This window comes from Streptococcus mitis, from assembly GCF_022137125.1.
GTDB classification, from domain to species: Bacteria; Bacillota; Bacilli; order Lactobacillales; family Streptococcaceae; genus Streptococcus; species Streptococcus mitis_CE.
In genome coordinates this window covers 65199-83547 of sequence record NZ_JAKNEQ010000007.1, presented here as the reverse complement: position 1 = coordinate 83547, position 18349 = coordinate 65199, and the positions used below count along the sequence as shown (strand labels likewise).

19 protein-coding genes and 1 riboswitch are annotated in these 18349 nt (G+C 41.5%); of the genes, 14 read left to right on the top strand and 5 right to left on the bottom strand.

Going from position 1 to position 18349, the window contains the following annotated elements:
* Genes L0P31_RS07405 through thiE form a run of 5 tightly spaced genes read left to right on the top strand, consistent with a single transcriptional unit; the run spans window position 1 to window position 3311 of the window.
* Complete coding sequence (locus tag L0P31_RS07405; RefSeq protein WP_000241384.1) at window positions 1-651, top strand: energy-coupling factor transporter transmembrane component T; 651 nt, start codon at window positions 1-3, stop codon at window positions 649-651.
* 10 nt (window positions 652-661) lie between these two features.
* Entirely contained in the window at window positions 662-1354 is a 693-nt protein-coding gene (gene tenA / locus L0P31_RS07400) for a thiaminase II (RefSeq protein ID WP_238096332.1), read from the top strand.
* 4 nt (window positions 1355-1358) lie between these two features.
* Window positions 1359-1883, top strand: coding sequence for an energy coupling factor transporter S component ThiW (gene thiW, locus L0P31_RS07395; protein ID WP_238096331.1), 525 nt, complete (start codon window positions 1359-1361; stop codon window positions 1881-1883).
* A complete protein-coding gene (gene thiM, locus L0P31_RS07390; protein WP_001147718.1) occupies window positions 1883-2686 on the top strand; it encodes a hydroxyethylthiazole kinase in 804 nt (267 codons plus the stop codon). The genes thiW and thiM overlap by 1 nt, the downstream gene beginning before the upstream one ends.
* Window positions 2679-3311 (top strand): thiamine phosphate synthase, encoded by a 633-nt coding sequence (thiE, locus tag L0P31_RS07385; RefSeq protein ID WP_001078215.1) that lies wholly within the window; start codon window positions 2679-2681, stop codon window positions 3309-3311. The genes thiM and thiE overlap by 8 nt, the downstream gene beginning before the upstream one ends.
* Window positions 3312-3470: 159 nt before the next feature.
* On the opposite strand, the gene thiD is transcribed toward thiE, so the two are convergent.
* On the bottom strand, window positions 3471-4262 hold the full coding sequence (gene thiD, locus L0P31_RS07380) for a bifunctional hydroxymethylpyrimidine kinase/phosphomethylpyrimidine kinase (protein ID WP_000221754.1): 792 nt from the start codon (window positions 4260-4262) through the stop codon (window positions 3471-3473).
* Between the two features lie 83 nt (window positions 4263-4345).
* Window positions 4346-4443, bottom strand: a riboswitch (TPP riboswitch).
* A gap of 183 nt (window positions 4444-4626) precedes the next feature.
* On the opposite strand from thiD, the gene L0P31_RS07375 reads away from it, so the two are divergent.
* The 5 genes from L0P31_RS07375 (at window position 4627) to L0P31_RS07355 (ending at window position 10257) form a co-directional block, all read left to right on the top strand.
* The gene (locus L0P31_RS07375) at window positions 4627-5022 is read left to right on the top strand and encodes a CopY/TcrY family copper transport repressor (protein ID WP_001167188.1); all 396 of its coding nucleotides are present in this window, start codon (window positions 4627-4629) and stop codon (window positions 5020-5022) included.
* A 10-nt stretch (window positions 5023-5032) separates the two neighbouring features.
* Window positions 5033-5404, top strand: coding sequence for a cupredoxin domain-containing protein (locus L0P31_RS07370; RefSeq protein WP_000932059.1), 372 nt, complete (start codon window positions 5033-5035; stop codon window positions 5402-5404).
* A gap of 9 nt (window positions 5405-5413) precedes the next feature.
* A complete protein-coding gene (locus tag L0P31_RS07365; RefSeq protein ID WP_000136345.1) occupies window positions 5414-7657 on the top strand; it encodes a heavy metal translocating P-type ATPase in 2244 nt (747 codons plus the stop codon).
* 322 nt (window positions 7658-7979) lie between these two features.
* Window positions 7980-9755, top strand: a complete 1776-nt coding sequence (spxB, locus tag L0P31_RS07360) for a pyruvate oxidase (RefSeq protein WP_023943150.1) — start codon at window positions 7980-7982, stop codon at window positions 9753-9755.
* A 154-nt stretch (window positions 9756-9909) separates the two neighbouring features.
* Window positions 9910-10257: a VOC family protein gene (locus L0P31_RS07355; protein ID WP_001052641.1), complete on the top strand. Its 348-nt coding sequence runs from the start codon at window positions 9910-9912 to the stop codon at window positions 10255-10257.
* Between the two features lie 165 nt (window positions 10258-10422).
* Here the strand turns inward: L0P31_RS07355 and L0P31_RS07350 are convergent, their stop codons facing one another.
* Window positions 10423-10767: a lipopolysaccharide assembly protein LapA domain-containing protein gene (locus L0P31_RS07350; RefSeq protein ID WP_000913393.1), complete on the bottom strand. Its 345-nt coding sequence runs from the start codon at window positions 10765-10767 to the stop codon at window positions 10423-10425.
* A 326-nt stretch (window positions 10768-11093) separates the two neighbouring features.
* Between L0P31_RS07350 and L0P31_RS07345 the strand changes: the two genes are divergently transcribed.
* The 3 genes from L0P31_RS07345 (at window position 11094) to manA (ending at window position 14067) form a co-directional block, all read left to right on the top strand.
* Window positions 11094-11354 (top strand): SemiSWEET family transporter, encoded by a 261-nt coding sequence (locus L0P31_RS07345; RefSeq protein ID WP_001291472.1) that lies wholly within the window; start codon window positions 11094-11096, stop codon window positions 11352-11354.
* Window positions 11355-11562: 208 nt separating this feature from the next.
* Window positions 11563-13002, top strand: a complete 1440-nt coding sequence (locus L0P31_RS07340) for a 6-phospho-beta-glucosidase (protein ID WP_084954072.1) — start codon at window positions 11563-11565, stop codon at window positions 13000-13002.
* A gap of 120 nt (window positions 13003-13122) precedes the next feature.
* Complete coding sequence (gene manA, locus L0P31_RS07335; RefSeq protein ID WP_049500147.1) at window positions 13123-14067, top strand: mannose-6-phosphate isomerase, class I; 945 nt, start codon at window positions 13123-13125, stop codon at window positions 14065-14067.
* A gap of 39 nt (window positions 14068-14106) precedes the next feature.
* On the opposite strand, the gene L0P31_RS07330 is transcribed toward manA, so the two are convergent.
* Window positions 14107-15447, bottom strand: coding sequence for a sodium-dependent transporter (locus L0P31_RS07330; protein ID WP_238096329.1), 1341 nt, complete (start codon window positions 15445-15447; stop codon window positions 14107-14109).
* Window positions 15448-15787: 340 nt separating this feature from the next.
* On the opposite strand from L0P31_RS07330, the gene L0P31_RS07325 reads away from it, so the two are divergent.
* Complete coding sequence (locus tag L0P31_RS07325) at window positions 15788-16528, top strand: MerR family transcriptional regulator (RefSeq protein WP_238096327.1); 741 nt, start codon at window positions 15788-15790, stop codon at window positions 16526-16528.
* A gap of 41 nt (window positions 16529-16569) precedes the next feature.
* On the opposite strand, the gene L0P31_RS07320 is transcribed toward L0P31_RS07325, so the two are convergent.
* Both L0P31_RS07320 and aao read right to left on the bottom strand, forming a co-directional pair.
* Entirely contained in the window at window positions 16570-17091 is a 522-nt protein-coding gene (locus L0P31_RS07320; RefSeq protein ID WP_020903482.1) for a DUF1697 domain-containing protein, read from the bottom strand.
* 48 nt (window positions 17092-17139) lie between these two features.
* Window positions 17140-18312, bottom strand: coding sequence for an aminoacetone oxidase (gene aao / locus L0P31_RS07315; RefSeq protein WP_238096325.1), 1173 nt, complete (start codon window positions 18310-18312; stop codon window positions 17140-17142).
* Window positions 18313-18349: the final 37 nt, after the last annotated feature.

Sequence of the window (18349 nt, the reverse complement as noted above, 5' to 3'; positions counted from 1 at the left end):
ATGGTCAAAGTAGCAACCCAGACACCGATTATCAGTCTCTTCTTGCTGATTTTATCCTTGGAAACATCTTTCATTCCTTCGATTGCTCTGAATCTTTCGGTAGTCGCATTTTGTATTCTCTTTATGCTCTATTACCGGCGATTTAAAGTATTGGCTTGGATGATTCTACTTGCCATTTTACCATCTTTGGCCAACTACTGGGCAGTTCAGTTACATGGAGATGCTTCGCAGGCAGTCATGCTTGGAACGAGGGCCTTTGTGACCGTTTGTATTGGTCTTGTCTTTGTTTCCTCTATTTCCCTAAAAGAGCTTCTCTTGTACTTGGCTCAAAAGGGGTTATCACGCTCTTGGGCCTATGCCTTGATTGTGGTATTCAATTCCTTCCCCCTTATCCAGCAAGAAATCAAGTCCCTCAAGGAAGCTTGCTTATTACGCGGTCAAGAACTACATTTTTGGTCGCCCTTGATTTACAGCAAGGTTCTGATGACAGTCTTTAGGTGGCGCCATCTTTACCTGAGAGCCCTATCGGCGCATGGATATGACGAACATGCACAGGCGGAGAATCGCTATCGGACTTTTTATATTCCTCAAAGGACACTATTCATCTACCTGCTTTTCTTTTTATTGCTTCAAACCAGTCTATTTTTATAAAGGAGTTATTATGGAATTTACAGATATTGCGATGGAATTATCCAAGGAAGCTTGGCAGACTTCCTTTCATCACCCCTTTGTTTTACAGTTGCAAGAGGGAAATTTAGACCTGTCCATCTTTCGCTATTACTTGATTCAGGATGCCTACTATTTGAAGGCCTTCTCAGAAGCCTATCACCTCTTGGCTGATAAGACTTCAAATCAAGAGATGAAAAGACTCTTGAAACAAAATGCTCAGAGTCTAGTGGAAGGTGAGTTATTTATCCGCCAACAATTTTTCAAGGAATTGGAAATCAGCGACCAGGAAATGGAGCAACATCCAATCGCTCCAACCTGCTATCATTACATTTCGCACATTTATCGACAATTTGCAGAGCCAAACTTGGGTATTGCCTTTGCGAGCTTGCTGCCTTGTCCTTGGCTATATCATGATATAGGCAAATCACTTAATCTTAAACCATCACCAAATCCTCTCTACCAACAATGGATTGAAACTTATATTACGGATGAGTTGGAGCAACAGATTAGAGAGGAAGAGGCTCTGGTCAATCAACTCTATCGAGAAAGTGACGAGACAGACAAGAAAAAAATGCTAGATGCCTTCCACATCAGTGTTCATATGGAAGCTAAGTTTTGGGAAATGGCCTACCAACATCAGACATGGAAAAGCGATTTACAGTCTTTAGAAACAGGAGAAGAATAGAAATATGAGAAAGCACCAATTACAGGTTCACAAATTAACCATTTTATCCATGATGATTGCCCTTGATGTAGTCCTTACGCCTATCTTTCGGATTGAGGGAATGGCACCGATGTCCAGTGTAGTCAATATTCTAGCTGGAATCATGATGGGACCTGTTTATGCCTTGGCTATGGCTACAGTGACAGCCTTTATCCGTATGACGACTCAAGGGATTCCGCCTTTAGCTCTCACAGGAGCGACTTTTGGAGCCCTTCTAGCAGGTCTCTTTTATAAGTATGGTAGAAAATTTTACTTTTCTGCTTTGGGAGAAATTTTGGGAACAGGTATTATTGGTTCTATTGTTTCCTATCCTGTTATGATACTCTTTACAGGATCGGCCGCTAAGCTTAGTTGGTTTATCTACACTCCTCGATTTTTCGGTGCAACCTTGATTGGTACAGCGATTTCCTTTATTGCCTTTCGATTTTTAATCAAGCAGGAATTCTTTAAAAAAGTTCAGGGATATTTCTTTGATGAAAGGATAGACTGATGCAGGCATTTACAAATCCTTTTCCTCTGGCAACGACTTCCCTCATTCACTGTATTACCAATGAGATTTCTTGTGAGATGCTAGCAAATGGGATTTTGGCTCTGGGATGTAAACCAGTTATGGCAGATGATCCCCGTGAGGTTCTTGATTTTACTAAGCAAAGCCAGGCACTCTTCATCAATTTGGGGCATTTGTCAGCTGAGAAGGAAAAAGCAATCCGTATGGCAGCTTCTTATGCAGATCAAGTTTGTCTTCCAATGGTAGTAGATGCAGTTGGCGTAACAGTTTCATCCATTCGTAAGAGCTTAGTTAAAGACCTTTTAGACTATAGACCTACGGTACTTAAAGGAAATATGTCGGAAATCCGAAGTCTTGTTGGCTTAAAACACCACGGCGTTGGGGTAGATGCGAGTGCTAAAGATCAAGAAACTGAGGATTTGCTTCAAGTCTTGAAAGACTGGTGTCAGATCTATCCAGGTATGTCATTCTTAGTCACAGGCCCTAAGGACCTCATCGTTTCGAAGAATCAGGTCGCTGTACTGGGAAATGGCTGTGCTGAATTAGACTGGATAACAGGGACAGGAGACTTGGTTGGAGCTTTAACAGCTGTTTTTCTCAGCCAAGGAAAGACTGCCTTTGAAGCTTCTTTCCTAGCGGTTTCTTATCTCAATATCTCCGCTGAGAGAATAGTTGTTCAAGGAATGGGATTGGAAGATTTTCGTTACCAAGTACTCAATCAGCTTTCACTCCTCAAAAGAGATGAAAACTGGCTAGATGCTATCAAAGGAGAGGTTTATGAATAGAGAAGCACTTAGACTATATCTGGTAACCAATCGCTACCAAGATTCCTTGCAAAGTTTTCTTGAAAAGATTGAGACGGCTTGCCGCTCAGGGGTTACCATAGTCCAATTACGAGAAAAAAATCTCACAACAAATCAATATTATCAACTGGCAAAACAAGTCAAGGAAATAACAGATGCCTATCAGGTACCCTTGATAATCGATGATCGTTTGGATGTTTGTCTTGCGGTTGATGCTGCTGGTCTGCATATTGGAGACGATGAACTACCAGTTTCGGTTGCCCGCAAAGTCCTAGGTCCTGAAAAAATCCTCGGTGTCACAGCTAAAACTGTAAAAAGAGCCCTCGAGGCAGAAGAAGGAGGTGCGGATTACTTGGGGACAGGAGCCATTTTCCCGACTACGACCAAGGAAAATGCACCCATCACTCTGATTTCAACCTTGAAGACAATTTGCCAAAGGGTTGCCATTCCAGTAGTTGCCATTGGCGGCTTGACATCAGAGAACATTGACCAACTTATCGGCACGGGCATAGCTGGTGTAGCTGTAGTGCGTGATTTGATGCAGGCAGAAGATATAGAGACAAAAACGCAAGCCTTTTTGACAAAGTTGGATGACATTATTTTCTAATTAATACTCAATGAAAATCAAAGAGCAAACTAGGAAGCTAGTCGCAGGTTGCTCAAAGCACAGCTTTGAGGTTGCAGATAAAGCTGACGTCGTTTGAAGAGATTTTCGAAGAGTATAAAAACTCTCTAATTCCCTTAAAGTAGGAACTAGAGAGTTTTTTTAATCTTTAAAGCTTGTATGGTTAACTGGGCCAGAACCATGACCGAGTTGAGGGGCGTCTTGGATGGCTTTCGTGATAAAGGCCTTGGCTTTATCGACTGCTTGATAGAGGGTTTTCCCCTTGGCTAGTTCAGCAGTAATCACTGCAGCAAAGGTACATCCAGTACCATGTGTATGACAGGTTTGAATTCGTGGACTTTCCCAGACAAATTGGTCCTCCTTGGTAAAGAGGAAATCCTTGGCACCGCCTTCGAGATGGCCTCCTTTGATGACAACAGACTGAGGACCAAATTCTTTTAAAATCAGGCGACCGGCACGCTGCATGTCTTCAGGATCATGGATTGAAAAACCAACAATCTCTTCTGCCTCAGGAAGATTGGGTGTAATAATAGTTGCAAGGGGAAGTAGATTTGTTTTTAGGTAGTCTCTGGCACTGGTATCAATCAGGGTGTCTCCGCTTGTTGCGACCATAACAGGGTCAAGGACGTAGGGACAATCCAGCTTTTTAAGATAGGGCTGGATGATCTCCATGATCTCAGTAGTTGCCAACATCCCTGTTTTTACAGCCTGAGGTGGAATATCAGAAAAGACACTCTCCAATTGGGCTTTCAACATTTGAGGAGAAACGTGCTCGATTAATTGAACACCTCTGGTATTTTGAGCGACAAGACTGGTCACAACGGCCATTCCATAGACATCTCTAGCTTGGAACGACTTTAAGTCAGCCATAATGCCAGCACCACCACTAGGGTCAGTCCCTGCAATGGTCAAAGCAACGGGTAAATAAGTCATCTAAAACCTCCCAACCAACTGAAGTTTGTATTCTTAAGAACAAGCTAGTCTGTTTTAGAAAGGCAATAGAAGACTGCTAGTCCCCATTATCATTTCCACTTCCATCAGCTAGCATTACCTAGATTGAGTCAAAGGGTCTAACAGTCGTTAATCTCAGCTTTACGCACCCCTAGTGGTTGTTTTCTTTTTTCTTTAGTATAGCATATTTTCATAGTTTATATAGTAAGATTTGACTGCAAATCCTTTATCATAGGGTTAAAATTCAATTTTTCAAAGAAAAGATTAATTTCATAGTTGACAAATGTAGATTTTAAGAGTATACTGATAATTGTAATTGACAAATGTAGATTTTGGAGGTGTGATTATGCAGATTTCAGATGCAGAATGGCAGGTCATGAAGATTATTTGGATGCAAGGAGAGCAGACTAGTTCAGATTTGATTAGGGTTCTGGCGGAGCGGTTCGACTGGTCCAAGTCGACCATTCAAACTCTTTTGGCTCGTTTGGTTGAGAAAGAGTGCCTGACGAGGAAAAAAGAAGGCAAGTCCTTTGTCTATTCAGCCCTTTTAACTTTGGATCAAAGTCGAGACTTGCTTGTTCAAGATATCAAAGATAAAGTTTGTTCCCGTAGGATTAAGAACTTGTTGGCTGATTTGATTGCTGAATGTGATTTTACTCAGGCTGACTTGGAAGACTTGGAAGCTGTGATTTCTGAGAAGAAATCAAGCGCTGTAACAGAAGTAAAATGTAATTGTATGTAAAGGAGACGTCATGTTGAATATTATTGTAACCATTATTTGTATTGCCCTTATCGCGTTTATCTTGTTTTGGTTTTTCAAAAAGCCTGAAAAATCTGGACAAAAGGCCCAGCAAAAAAACGGCTACCAAGAGATTCGAGTGGAGGTCATGGGGGGCTATACGCCTGAGTTGATTATCCTCAAGAAATCAGTGCCAGCCCGCATTGTCTTTGACCGCAAAGATCCTTCACCATGTTTGGATCAGATCGTATTTCCAGACTTTGGTGTACATGCGGATCTGCCAATGGGGGAAGAGTATGTAGTGGAAATCACGCCTGAGCAGGCTGGAGAGTATGGTTTCTCTTGTGGCATGAATATGATGCACGGTAAGATGATTGTAGAATAGGAGAATGATATGACTGAAATTGTAAAAGCAAGTCTTGAAAATGGTGTTCAAAAAATCCGTATCACGGCAGACAAAGGCTACCATCCAGCCCACATTCAACTGCAAAAAGGAGTTCCTGCTGAGATCACCTTTCACCGTTTGACACCTTCAAACTGTTATAAGGAAATTCTGTTTGAAGAAGAAGGCCTCTTGGAACCAATCGGCGTGGATGAAGAGAAGACAATTCGTTTTACCCCTCAAGAATTAGGTCAACATGAATTTTCTTGTGGTATGAAGATGCAAAAGGGAAGTTATACAGTTGTTGAGAAGACTCGAAAATCTCTATCACTTTTACAGCGTTTTTGGATTACTAGTATCTTTACTGTGCCTCTTGTAATCCTCATGATTGGGATGTCGACAGGAGGAATTAGTCACCAAGTCATGCGTTGGGGCACCTTTTTAGCCACAACACCGATTATGCTAGTAGCAGGTGGTCCTTATATCCAAAGTGCTTGGGCTAGTTTTAAAAAGCACAATGCCAACATGGATACCTTGGTTGCTCTGGGAACCCTAGTGGCCTATTTCTATAGCTTAGTTGCCCTCTTCGCTGGCCTCCCCGTTTACTTTGAAAGTGCTGCCTTTATCTTCTTCTTCGTTCTTATGGGGGCCGTTTTTGAGGAGAAAATGCGGAAAAATACTTCCCAAGCTGTGGAGAAATTACTTGACTTGCAGGCTAAAACAGCAGAAGTATTGCGTGAGGATAACTATGTTCAAGTCCCTTTGGAGCAAGTCAAGGTAGGTGACCTGATTCGAGTGCGTCCCGGTGAAAAGATTGCGGTTGATGGTGTCGTAGTAGAAGGTATCTCTAGTATTGATGAGTCTATGGTGACAGGTGAGAGTCTGCCTGTGGACAAGACAGTTGGAGATACCGTCATTGGTTCAACCATCAATAATAGTGGAACACTTGTTTTTAGAGCAGAAAAAGTTGGTTCAGAGACTGTTTTGGCTCAGATTGTGGATTTTGTGAAGAAAGCTCAGACAAGTCGTGCGCCGATTCAGGACTTGACGGATAAAATTTCAGGGATTTTTGTTCCAGCAGTTGTCATTTTAGGGATTGTGACCTTTTGGGTTTGGTTCGTCTTGCTCAGGGATAGTGTAGTTGTGCTTGGAGCGAGCTTTGTGTCTTCGCTTCTCTATGGAGTAGCAGTTCTGATTATTGCCTGCCCTTGTGCATTGGGACTTGCAACACCGACAGCCCTTATGGTGGGGACAGGTCGCAGTGCCAAGATGGGAGTTCTCCTCAAAAATGGAACGGTTCTACAGGAAATCCAGAAAGTCCAAACTATTGTTTTTGATAAGACAGGAACTTTGACGGAAGGGAAACCTGTGGTCACAGATATCATCGGCGACGAAGTAGAAGTGCTTGGATTGGCAGCTTCCTTGGAAGAAGCTTCTCAACACCCATTGGCTGAGGCTATTGTTAAGCGAGCGACTGAAACTGGACTTGAGCTTCACACTGTGGAAAATTTCCAAGCCTTGCACGGAAAAGGTGTTTCAGGGCAAATCAATGGAAAACAAGTTTTGCTTGGAAATGCTAAAATGCTGGATGGCATGGATATTTCTAGCACTTATCAGGAAAAACTAGAACAACTGGAAAAAGAAGCTAAGACAGTTGTGTTCTTGGCTGTTGAGAATGAAATCAAAGGCTTGCTTGCTCTGCAAGATATTCCTAAGGAAAATGCTAAGCTTGCCATCAGTCAGTTGAAAAAACGAGGTCTTAAAACAGTCATGCTGACAGGAGACAATGCTGGTGTGGCGCGTGCCATTGCCGATCAGATCGGAATCGAAGAGGTCATTGCAGGTGTCTTGCCAGAGGAAAAAGCTCATGAAATCCATAAACTACAAGCGTCTGGCAAAGTAGCCTTTGTTGGGGATGGTATCAATGACGCTCCTGCCCTTAGTGTAGCAGATGTGGGGATTGCTATGGGAGCTGGAACAGATATTGCCATCGAGTCAGCAGATTTGGTGTTGACAACTAATAACCTCCTAGGAGTGGTTCGTGCTTTTGACATGAGTAAGAAAACCTTTAATCGAATTCTGCTCAATCTTTTCTGGGCCTTTATCTACAATGTCGCCGGAATTCCGATTGCAGCAGGAGTCTTTTCAGGTGTTGGACTGGCTCTCAACCCAGAACTGGCAGGTCTAGCCATGGCCTTTAGTTCTGTATCCGTTCTGACCAGTTCACTCTTACTAAACTTTAGTAAAATAGACTAAAAGCGGGCTTGCTCGCTTTTTATACTCTTCAAAAATCTCTTCCAACCACGTCAGCTTTGTCTGCAACCTCAAAGCTGTGCTTTGAGCAACCTGTGGCGAGCTTCCTAGTTTGCTCTGTGATTTTCATTGAGTATTATAAAACAGAAGCTAAAAACGTTTTCAAACTGTACTGTAATAGAGAATAAAAACTTCTGAGCAGATTCTTAGTAAAGTCAAAATAAATGTGATAAATTAGTATTGTAAAAATTTACTGAAACGTTTTCAAAAACTATATGAAACCTTTTTTAGTAGATTTAAAAATATTTGAAGGAGAGTTATCATTATGACTCAAGGGAAAATTACTGCATCTGCAGCAATGCTTAATGTATTGAAAACATGGGGCGTAGACACAATCTACGGTATCCCATCAGGAACACTCAGCTCATTGATGGATGCTTTGGCTGAAGACAAAGATATCCGCTTCTTGCAAGTTCGTCACGAAGAAACAGGTGCTCTTGCAGCGGTTATGCAAGCTAAATTCGGCGGCTCAATCGGGGTTGCAGTTGGTTCAGGTGGTCCAGGTGCGACTCACTTGATTAACGGTGTTTACGATGCAGCTATGGATAACACTCCATTCCTAGCAATCCTTGGATCACGTCCAGTTAACGAACTCAACATGGATGCTTTCCAAGAATTGAACCAAAACCCAATGTACAATGGTATCGCTGTATACAACAAACGTGTAGCTTACGCTGAGCAATTACCAAAAGTAATCGACGAAGCTTGCCGTGCTGCAGTTTCTAAAAAAGGTCCAGCTGTTGTTGAAATCCCAGTAAACTTCGGTTTCCAAGAAATCGACGAAAACTCATACTATGGATCAGGTTCATACGAGCGTTCATTCATCGCTCCTGCTTTGAACGAAGTTGAAATCGACAAAGCTGTTGAAATCTTGAACAATGCTGAACGTCCAGTTATCTATGCTGGTTACGGTGGTGTTAAAGCTGGTGAAGTGATTACTGAATTGTCACGTAAAATCAAAGCACCAATCATCACAACTGGTAAAAACTTTGAAGCTTTCGAATGGAACTATGAAGGTTTGACAGGTTCTGCTTACCGTGTTGGTTGGAAACCAGCCAACGAAGTGGTCTTTGAAGCAGACACAGTTCTTTTCCTTGGTTCAAACTTCCCATTTGCTGAAGTTTATGAAGCATTCAAGAACACTGAAAAATTCATCCAAGTTGATATTGACCCTTACAAACTTGGTAAACGTCACGCCCTTGACGCTTCAATCCTTGGTGACGCAGGTCAAGCAGCGAAAGCAATCCTTGACAAAGTGAATCCAGTTGAATCTACTCCATGGTGGCGTGCAAACGTTAAGAACAACCAAAACTGGCGTGATTACATGAACAAACTCGAAGGTAAAACTGAGGGTGAATTGCAATTGTATCAAGTTTACAATGCAATCAACAAACATGCTGATCAAGACGCTATCTACTCAATCGACGTAGGTGACACTACTCAAACATCTACTCGTCACCTTCACATGACACCTAAGAACATGTGGCGTACATCTCCACTCTTTGCGACAATGGGTATTGCCCTTCCTGGTGGTATCGCTGCTAAGAAAGACAATCCAGATCGCCAAGTATGGAACATCATGGGTGACGGTGCATTCAACATGTGCTACCCAGACGTTATCACAAACGTTCAATACGACCTTCCAGTTATCAACGTTGTCTTCTCAAATGGTAAATATGCCTTCATCAAGGACAAATACGAAGACACAAACAAACACTTGTTTGGTTGTGACTTCCCTAATGCTGACTATGCGAAAATCGCTGAAGCTCAAGGTGCTGTAGGATTTACAGTTGACCGTATCGAAGACATCGATGCAGTTGTTGCAGAAGCTGTTAAACTCAACAAAGAAGGTAAAACTGTTGTGATCGATGCTCGCATCACTCCACACCGTCCACTTCCAGTAGAAGTACTTGAATTGGATCCAAAACTTCACTCAGAAGAAGCAATCAAAGACTTCAAGGAAAAATACGAAGCAGAAGAACTCGTACCATTCCGCCTCTTCTTGGAAGAAGAAGGTTTGCAATCACGCGCAATTAAATAATTCCTCTCGTCGAAAATCAAATTTAAACTGTGTTATCTTCACCTTGCCGTACTTCAGTACTGCCTGCGGTTCGATGCCTTGTTTATTCTTTGATTTTCTTAGAGCGAAACTTAAAAAGATCGGAGCAATCCGGTCTTTTTATGGAGGATAGTAAATGAATTTAAATCAATTAGATATTATCGTTTCAGATGTTCCACAAGTCTGTGCTGACTTGGAGCGTATTTTGGATAAAAAGTCCGATTATGTTGATGACAGTTTTGCTCAGTTTACGATTGGCAGTCACTGTCTGATGTTGTCCCAAAATCATTTGATTCCTTTGGAAGATTTTCAGTCAGGAATCATTCTTCATATTGAGATTGAGGATCTAAATCAGAATTACCAACGTTTAAAAGAGATCGGTGTCGAGATTTTACACGGTCTTTGTGAAACGGATTGGGGAACAGAGTCCTTATTAGTTAAAGGGCCTGCTGGTCTAGTGATTGATTTTTATCGTATGAAGTAGGTAATTCTATTATCAAATTTTTTATCTAAACATTCTTGGAGTGAAACTTAAAAAGATCGGAGCAATTCGATCTTTTTTGTATTTATGCGACTTTCAGTCCGTCTCGCTCCGTTAGGTGCGAGACAAAAAACCACCCGTTTTCACGGGTGGTTATGATTTCTACACTTATTGTTTGGCTTCCTGTTTTAATTGTTGCACCTGTTCCTCGTACTGGACAAGCTCCCTGTCTTTTATATTGATAGTCGCTTCTGCTTCAGCAATGCGGCTTCTCAGATCTTGAGTCTTGTTATGGTGATAGCTAATACCAATAGCACTACCAGCAATGATCCCGATTACTAGACAAGTAAAAATCACCAAAATCAAGGGAGCAGATAGTTGTGTAAAGACAAGACTGACAGTTACTGTTTGACGATTGAGTAGACCAAATGAGATCACAATGACTAATAAGCTCAAACCGCCAATTAGATAAGCCTTATCTTTCAGTGACAATTCATTAAATTTTTTTAGCATAAGTTCCTTTTCTCCTGACTATGTTGATAGAAAACTACACACCATTTAGGTATTAACAAAATTCATTTTACTAGAAAATTTCGATACTGTCAATAATTTCTAACGGCTTATTTACCATCAATCAATCGATTCATTGAAAAGGAGTATTCATTTTCTAATATTTGATTGAGTAAACAGAACGGAGCAATTCGGTCTTTTTTCTGTTCCCTCTTTCTTATAACAAGATTGTGATAGTTTATATCTTTATAACAAAAGTTTTAAAGACTTGATTGTTTTGAAAGAATATTTTAAAATAAGATTCAGTAAAAATGAAAGAGGTTTTGAAAATGTCTGAAAAACAAATGAAAATTTTAGGTTGGGTAGCGACCTTTATGTCTGTTATGATGTATGTGTCTTACTTCCCACAAATCATGAACAATCTGGCTGGTCAAAAAGGAAATTTCATCCAGCCCTTGGTTGCTGCCATCAACTGTAGTCTCTGGGTTTACTACGGTCTTTTCAAAAAAGAAAGAGATATCCCCCTTGCAGCAGCTAATGCACCAGGTATTATTTTTGGCCTAGTGACGGTTATTACAGCTTTGATTTAAAAGGAACAGAGGAGACTAGTTTTCAGTCTTCTTTTTTGTTTCAGGGGAGGCTATTTACTTTTTCTAGAGGATAATTTTTTAAAAAACAATCTGATAAACTTAAATAGTAGAATAGTATCAGTATGTCACAGTATTTTATAAGAAAAGGTTTACAGAATAAGTTATAATATAAGTAAATGAACAAGCAAATAAGAAAGTGAGTAGAGTTATGACCGAAAAACTGACTTTTCCGGATGGTTTCTTGTGGGGCGGAGCGACAGCTGCCAACCAGTGTGAGGGTGCTTATAATTTAGAAGGTCGTGGATTGGCGAATGTGGATGTCGTCCCCATCGGTCCAGATCGTGAAGCCATTATCACAGGTCAGAAAAAGATGTTTTCGTTTGAGGAGGGCTATTTTTACCCAGCCAAGCAAGCTATTGATATGTACCATCATTACAAGGAAGATATTGCCCTTTTTGCGGAAATGGGCTTTAAGACTTATCGTCTATCCATTGCTTGGACTCGGATTTTTCCTAAGGGCGACGAAACAGTGCCAAATGAAGCTGGTCTAGCCTTTTATGAGGATTTATTTAAGGAGTGCCACAAGTATGGTATCCAACCTCTGGTGACTATCACTCATTTCGACTGTCCTATGCACTTGATTACAGAGTACGGTGGTTGGCGCAATCGTCGGATGTTAGACTTCTATGAAAAACTTTGTCGCACACTCTTTACCCGCTATAAGGGTTTGGTCAAATATTGGCTTACCTTCAACGAAATCAACATGATTCTCCATGCCCCCTTTATGGGAGCTGGGCTCTGTTTTGAAGAAGGAGAAAATCAAGAACTGGTTAAATATCAGGCTGCACACTATGAGTTGGTAGCTTCAGCTCTTGCGACAAAGATTGCCCACGAAATTGACCCAGAAAATAAGGTGGGATGTATGTTGGCTGCAGGGCAATACTATCCTAACACAGCCCATCCAAGAGACTACTGGGCAGCCATGGAGGAAGACCGCAAGAGTTACTTCTTCATTGATGTTCAAGCGCGTGGGGAATACCCAAACTACGCCAAGAAGCAGTGGGAGCGTGAGCGAATCGAGATTCAAATGACTGCAGAAGATTTAGAGTTGTTGAAGGACAATACTGTTGACTTTGTTTCCTTCTCTTACTATGCAAGTCGAGTAGCCTCAGGTGATCCAGAAGTTAAAGAATTAACTGCTGGAAATATCTTTGCCTCTCTCAAAAATCCTTATCTTGAATCCTCAGAATGGGGATGGCAGATTGACCCACTTGGTCTTCGTATCACCCTCAATGCTATCTGGGATCGTTACCAAAAGCCAATGTTCATCGTGGAAAACGGTCTAGGTGCTATGGATACACCGGATGAGAATGGTCATGTAGCAGATGACTATCGGATTGCTTACTTAGAGGCTCATATCAAGGCCATGCGAGATGCCATTTACCAAGATGGCGTTGACTTGCTTGGTTATACGACTTGGGGCTGTATCGATCTGGTTTCAGCTGGAACAGGCGAAATGAACAAGCGCTATGGCTTTATCTATGTAGATCGAGATAATGCTGGTCATGGAAGCCTCAAACGTAGCAAGAAGAAATCCTTCTACTGGTACAAGGATGTCATTGCCAGCAATGGTGCAAGCATTGAGTAGAGCACATTTGTTCACTATTTTTATAAAATCTTCTCCCTACTTTATAAGATGTGAAAAAGAGTTCAACTGGAACTCTTTTTTTGCTATAATGAGGGGAGAAAAATCAGACAGGAGATCGACATGTCAGAACCATTATTTTTACAATCAGTTATGCAAGAAAAAATCTGGGGTGGTACCAAGCTACGTGATGAGTTTGGCTACGACATCCCAAGTGAAAAAATCGGAGAATATTGGGCCATCTCAGCCCATCCAAATGGTGTCTCTAAAGTTGCCAATGGTCGCTACGAGGGAACAGATCTTGCTACTTTATATGCAGAGCACCGTGAATTGTTTGGCAATCGTCCAGAACCTGTATTTCCACTGTTGACTAAGATTCTGGATGCTAACGACTGGCTCAGTGTCCAAGTTCACCCAGACGATGCCTATGGTCTAGAACATGAAGGCGAGCTCGGAAAAACAGAATGCTGGTATATCATCGCTGCAGATGAAGGTTCAGAGATTATCTACGGTCACAATGCCAAATCAAAAGAAGAACTCCGCCAGCAAATCGAGGACAAGAACTGGGATGCCTTGCTGACAAAAGTGCCTGTTAAGGCTGGAGATTTCTTCTACGTACCAAGTGGGACTATGCACGCTATTGGTGCAGGTATTTTAATCCTTGAAACACAACAATCTAGCGACACAACCTACCGTGTCTATGACTTTGACCGTAAGGATAATAATGGCAACTTGCGTGAACTTCACCTTGAAAAATCTATCGATGTTTTGAACATTGGCGAGCCTGCTAATAGCCGTCCTGTAACTGTTAAAGCAGATGATTTGCGTTCAACTTTACTTGTCTCTAATGATTTCTTTGCAGTTTACAAGTGGGAAATTAATGGGAAAGTTAACTTTGAAAAGACAGCTGACTACAGCTTGTTCAGTGTCTTGGCTGGTCAAGGTCAACTAACTGTTGACGGGAAAAACTATCCAATCCAAAAAGGTAGCCACTTTATCCTACCAAGTGATGTTGAAGCTTGGACCCTAGAAGGGCAAGGCTTGGAATTGATTGTTAGTCATCCATAACAAATAAAGGACCTGAGTTCATTACTCAAGTCCTTTTGATTACATAAATTGGGCGATAAAGACCACGATGATGATGATTGGAATGATGAAACGAAGAAGGAATAGCCAGACTTGGAAAAGTCCTTGTTTCCATGCTCGTTCATCAAGATGGAGTTCCTCCATAGCAAGAGCCTTTTTGAAGATATAGCCTGTAAAGAGAGAAAGGCAGAGGGCTCCAAATGGCATGAGGAGATTGGAAACCAAGAAATCCATAGCGTCAAAGAAGGTCTTCCCAAAGATGTGAACATCTGCCATAACACCGTAAGATAGGGCTGAAGGAATTCCAAAGACAAAGGTCAAGATTCCTAAAATGGTGCTCCACTTGGCACGCTGACTGTTGTCCTGATTGGTGATATTGCCCACATTAATTTCCAACATCACGACAGAAGAAGTGACCGTCGCAAAGAGGAAGAGCAAGAGGAAAAGGATGTAGAAAATGGTTCCAAAAGGCATCTTGTCAAAGAGTTGAGGCAAGACGATAAAGAGCAGGCTTGGTCCCCCTTCAGACTGGATATTGAAGGCTGACATGGCTGGGAAAATGGCTAGTCCTGCCATGATGGATACCGAGATGTTCATGGCTACGATGGAAATCCCTGACTGGACCAGATTGGTTTTCTTGTCCAAGTAAGAAGCATAGGTCAGCATGGCTGTCACCCCTAGTGAGAGGGCAAAGAAAGATTGTCCCAGAGCATAGAGGAGACCAGCGCTGGTCAGTTTTGAAAAGTCTGGTTTGAGGAAGTAAAGAACCCCTTCCATGGCATTTGGTAAGCTGAGAGAACGACCGATGATGACAACAAAGATAATAAAGAGCAGGGGCATCATGACCTTAGAAGCTCTTTCAATCCCTTTTTGAACCCCGCGTGATACAATAAAGATATTCAATAAGATAAAGGCCGCTTGAGCTCCTAGGGCAATGGCTGGATTTGAAATGATTGAAGTAAATAATTGAGCATAATCACCAGTTCCGCTAAGTTGGAACAATTTTCCAAACTCAATGCCTAGATAGACTAAAATCCATCCTCCAATAACACTGTAGAAAGATAAGAGGATAAAGAGGGCGAAGGCACCAATCCAACCGATAAAGTTGTACTTGCTATTCTTGCCGAGTTTTCCAAAGGTTTTGATTGCTGAGACACCAGCACTTCGGCCGAGAGCAAATTCAGCCAGCAAAAGGGGGAAACCAATTAAAATAGTGGAAATGAGAAAGACAAGTAAAAAGCCTCCTCCACCATTAGCAGCAGTCATGTAGGGGAATTTCCAAACGGCACCAAGTCCGATGGCTGAACCAGCAGATGCTAGGATAAAGCCCAGTTTAGAACCCCATTGCGATTTTTCAGACATAGTTAAACTCCTAAAATTAGTATTACAAAAGAAAAAGCTACTGCCCTTGGCAAATAGCCTCATCAGTACTCAAAATGAGCCTTTCTTTTGATTGATAGACTTGACTATCCTATCATGTTTTCTAAGGTCTGTCAAGAAAACCATTTTCATGTTATGATAAAGTAAAAAATTTCGCAAAAACGCTTGACTCTGACCTAGGGGGAGGGGTTATACTATCAATGTAATACTCTTCGAAAATCAAATTCAAACCACGTCAGCGTCGCCTTACCGTACTCAAGTACAGCCTGCGGCTAGCTTCCTAGTTTGCTCTTTGATTTTCATTGAGTATAAGGAGGAAATCATGTACCATATAAAAGAAGCTGCCCAGCTTTCGGGTGTCTCTGTCAAGACCCTGCATCACTACGACAAGATAGGGCTCTTGGTTCCTTTAAAGTCGGAAAACGGCTATCGAACCTACAGTCAGGAGGATTTGGAACGCCTTCAGGTTATTCTTTATTACAAATACCTAGGTTTTTCTTTGGAAAAAATAGCAGAGCTATTAAAGGAAGATAAATCAGATTTATTGCCTCACTTGACTAGACAGTTGGACTATTTGACTCGAGAAAGGCAACATCTGGATAGCTTGATTTCCACCTTGCAGAAAACCATTCAAGAACAAAAAGGAGAAAGAGAAATGAGCATTCAAGAGAAATTCGCAGGATTTAACTATCAAGACCATCAAAAATACCACCAAGAGGCGGTAGAGAAGTATGGACAAGATGTGATGGACCAAGCGCTCGAGCGCCAAAAAGGTCACGAAGACGAAGCTACGGCTGCCTTCAATCAAGTCTTTCGAGCCTTGGCACAAAATCTTCAAGCTGGTTTGCCTGCAACAGCAACTGAAAACCAAGAGCAAGCAGCCAAGCTCTTGCAAGCCATCCGTACTTATGGATTTGATTGTACTATTGAAGTATTCGGTTATATCGGTAAAGGCTACGTTTATAACCCAGAGTTTAAGGAAAACATTGACAAATTTGGACCTGGAACAGCCCAGTACACATCAGATGTGATTGCTCATTATGTCCAAACTCAGACAAAATAAAATCGGAGGAGTATTCTTCCGATTTTTACTAAATTCAAGCACTACTTGCTTAATAATTTTTCTACTACATTTAGTTTTCGCATGGTCAAATCTACATTAAAAAGCTTTTCAAGATAGTTGGTACTGAGCTTTTTTCGTTTTGCAGTTCTAGGGAGATAGAGGTAAAGACAATGGTTACCGATACAAATTTCTTCTTCACCGTAATCAATTTTCAATTTTTCTAAAGGGAGACTTTGAATAGATTCTTGATAAAAAATCACATGTATACGGTCATAAAGATAGTGTTCTCCAAACGGGTTTTCTTGGACAATTTTTTTAAAATCACTTTTGTTCTTGATAACCATTTTTAAGTCGGCCCCAATTTTTTCCTTTATCAGAGTATGAACACATTCTCGTATTTCTTCTAAATCTAAATCACTTTCAAGAATGATATTACCACTTTGAATATAGGTTCGAACTTGTTGAAAACCGGCTTCTGTTAAGATATCTACTAGATAAGACATTTTAGGGATAGCATTTTTTCCATTAGGAGTAACTCCCCTTAACAAGATAATATGTTCCAAAGGACTTCCTTTCTTTTGGGGCTGATTTAGCCATTAAATAATTCAGATTTAGATTGGGTTTGATCCCGCCACCCAACCAGTACAGAGGGCAGAAGTGATGTTAAACCCACCCGTGTGGGCATTGATATCCAGTACCTCGCCAGCAAAGTGGAGTCCAGGTACCAGCTTACTTTCTAGAGTTTTGGGATTGATTTCCTTGAGACTGACGCCCCCTTTGGTAACAAAGGACTTGGCAAGGGACATTTTTCCGGTCACAGGGATTTTGAGTGCTTTGATAGACTGGAGAAGTTGTTCGCGTTCCTTTTCAGTCAGTTGTTTGACTTTTTCTGGATAGCCTTGCACAAAAAATTCTGCCAAGCGTTCTGGAAGCAAAGTTTTTAAAGCGTTTTTCAAGGATTTTTCACGATTTTCTTCTAGGAATGCAGCCAAGTCCTTCTCAGAAAGTTGAGGAAAAACATCCAGTGAGAGAACCTCCCCACCCTTGACAAAGCTAGACATACGCAGAGCAGCAGGGCCAGACAAACCAAAGTGGGTAAAAAGCAGATCGTGCGTGATGACATGTTTTCCATAGCTTAAGGTCACATCGTCTAGTGAAATCCCCTGAAGTGCTTTGTGTGGAAAATCTGTCAACAAAGGACTTTCAGCAGCCTCAAGCTCGGTAATGGTATGTTTGAAATGACGAGCAATCTCGTGACCAAAACCAGTTGAACCAGTCGAAGGATAGGATTTACCACCAGTTGTGACAATCAGTTTATCGCAAGTGAAGCTTTGGTCTATGGACTTAAGGACAAACTGATTTTCTACCTTTTTAACCGAAACAATTTCGGTTTGAGTAGCAACTTGGCCGCCTAGCTCAGTGATTTTCTTTTCCAAGGCCTCTATAATTGTCCGAGAATTGTCAGTAGCAGGAAAGACGCGTCCGTGGTCCTCGACCTTAAGTTTAATCCCATTTTCCGTAAAAAAGTTAATGATATCATGGTTATCAAACTGGGAGAAGACACTATAAAGAAAGCGTCCGTTCCCAGGGATTCCAGCTAGTAGGTCATCTAGAGTTCCGTTGTTGGTTACATTGCAACGTCCCCCACCAGTCCCAGCTAATTTTTTTCCAAGTTTCCGATTTTTTTCGATGAGGAGGGTTTTCTGACCATAAAAGTTACTGGAAATCGTAGCCATCATGCCAGCAGGACCTCCACCGATGACAATAGTATCAAAATGTTTCATAGCTCTATTGTACCACAAAAAAACAAGAGATGAAGTC